The 1,954-nt window shown below is 52.1% G+C and carries 3 protein-coding genes; 1 reads left to right on the forward strand and 2 read right to left on the reverse strand.

All coding sequences use genetic code 11. The annotated features are described in order from the left end of the window. Positions 1–92 (forward strand): IS3 family transposase (locus GIV35_RS27140; protein WP_236265851.1); only part of this gene is annotated, 92 nt, incomplete at its 5' end. A gap of 151 nt (positions 93–243) precedes the next feature. On the opposite strand, the gene GIV35_RS27145 is transcribed toward GIV35_RS27140, so the two are convergent. Together GIV35_RS27145 and GIV35_RS27150 are read right to left on the reverse strand one after the other, a co-directional pair. Next, a complete protein-coding gene (locus tag GIV35_RS27145; RefSeq protein ID WP_236265849.1) occupies positions 244–663 on the reverse strand; it encodes a hypothetical protein in 420 nt (139 codons plus the stop codon). A 2-nt stretch (positions 664–665) separates the two neighbouring features. Then, positions 666–1,954: RHS repeat domain-containing protein (locus tag GIV35_RS27150; RefSeq protein ID WP_236485977.1), on the reverse strand; the 1,289-nt coding region annotated here is incomplete at its 5' end.

The raw sequence follows: 1,954 nt of genomic DNA on the forward strand, positions 1-1,954 counted from the left end.
AGTACATCCATTACTACAACCATAAGCGAATCAAAACGAAGCTTGGCGGACTGAGCCCTGTAGCGTACAGAACTCGGTCCGCTGTAACCTAACCAACAGCTGTCCAACTTTTGGGGCGCACTTCAGTGTGTCAGTCGCTGCATGTGTTACTGCACTACCGCTTTCGCAGGCAAGCCAGCTCCCACATTTGATCTTTGTTGATTTGAGCGTTGTGTTTGCTTGACTGACGGGCGTTGGGGTTAGTCACCATGTGGAAGGGTCTTCGAGGCTGGCTTTTTGGAGGTCGTCTTTCCAGACCTCGTTGGCTAGCCGATAGATGTCCGCAAAGAAGCCTCGGGGGTCGTCTATTTCTGTTTCGTCCCAGGCCATCGTTGAATACTCATCGGGGTCGTCTTCAAAGAAAGAGCTAAAATCAAAATTTTCAGTATTTAAAGCTAAGGACAAGTTTTCCATCAGTTTATATTTGTGGCGGTGGGAGAATTCGTTGTAAGGATCCAAGCAGTATCTTAGGATCAAAATTTCTCGATCTTTTTGGTTGTTAGGGTTGTAGGCATGCAGTTCTTCTCCCTTTGTTTCTTCTCTGTCGTAAATGTCAAAAATTCCTACGAAATAGCGCAGGCTTGCGTCGAAAGGGATGTGCTCGGAGGATGGATGAAATAGCATTTTCACTCCTTAATCGGGAACAGGGTAAAAGGCGTGCCGTCTTTACGAAACTTCATTTCGGCACCATTCATTGAAGGGTTGAAATGTGGATGGTTCGGATCCGTCTTGTTTGGTCTGTAACCACGTCCAGCACCTGGCAGTTCTAGTTGGACAATATCATTCTTGTTGCCATCTATTCCGGTATAGCGCGAAAGCCCTCGTTCAACCCTTGATGTTGCTTTAGTCCATGCTTGAAGTTGAAGCTTCCAACTGTTGAATTGTGAACTGGGAGTCCCTTTTTTCTTAGGCGGTAATTTGCCCGTTATTGGATCTTTCCCATCTATTGAGCGCTGGCTCACTTTAGATGAGTCAACTTCTGGTCCATGCTTGCCAACCATATGCATGTCGTACCTTTCTTCATACTCCAAAATTCGACGCTTCGCATTCGCCTCACTTAGCTCCTCTATCTTAGCCCGTCGCTGCTCACCAGCCGTCTGAGGTGCTGACGGTTGTCCCTCATCAACCCGTGCCTTCTCAATTGGATTATCTTGTGAGGTTGTTGGCTTACACCCATTGCTACCGGGGCATGTATTTAGGCCTAGCGGATCCACCCACCCCGTGGGATTGGGCACGTACCGGTACCCATTGATCCCGCCCGCCAACTTCACCGGGTCCGGTGTCAGGTAGCGACCAATATCCGGATTGTAGTAGCGATGGCGGTTGTAGTGCAGGCCGCTTTCCGCATCGAAATACTGCCCTTGAAACCGCAGCGGGTTGTCGATTTTGCCTACGTCGAGCCGGGCGATCTGGCCGTAGGCGCGGTAGTGGGCGGACCAGACGATTTCGCCTTCGGTGTCGGTCAGTTCTTGCGGAGTGCCGAGGTGGTCGAGTTGGTAGTGGTAGGGCGTGGTTTCTTTTGGGCCGAAACCTTCCAACAGGGCCAAGGGGCGGAAGCTGTCGGGTTCGTAGAGGTAGCTGCGATGGCGCTCTGTGTGATGTTCGGCTATCAGCTTGTCGCCTTGCCAGAAAAACTCGGTGGTTTTGTCGTCCACGGTTTTGCTGATGCGGCGTCCAAATGGGTCATAGCGATAGCTGGCGGTTTGGCCGTTGGGCGTTGTAACCCCGACCAACCGATGCTGGCAGTCGTAGCGATACTCAGTGACGAGTTGCTGGCCCTTGCCGCGGCGTTCGCGGATGAGGTTGCCGAAGGCGTCGTAGTCGTAATGGCGGTCGCCCTGGATCATCAGACGATTCGCCGCGACGATGTCCGGGCCGGGGCGGTCTTGCATCAGCAGGTTGCCGGCCGGGTTGT

Origin of the sequence: Pseudomonas sp. PA-1-6B (assembly GCF_021609545.1) — a bacterium.
GTDB lineage: Bacteria > Pseudomonadota > Gammaproteobacteria > Pseudomonadales > Pseudomonadaceae > Aquipseudomonas > Aquipseudomonas fluorescens_BV.

Excerpts from the sequence above, each read along its gene's own strand:
- GIV35_RS27145 (WP_236265849.1), bottom strand. The coding sequence starts at position 663 with ATGCTATTTCATCCATCCTCCGAGCACATCCCTTTCGACGCAAGCCTG.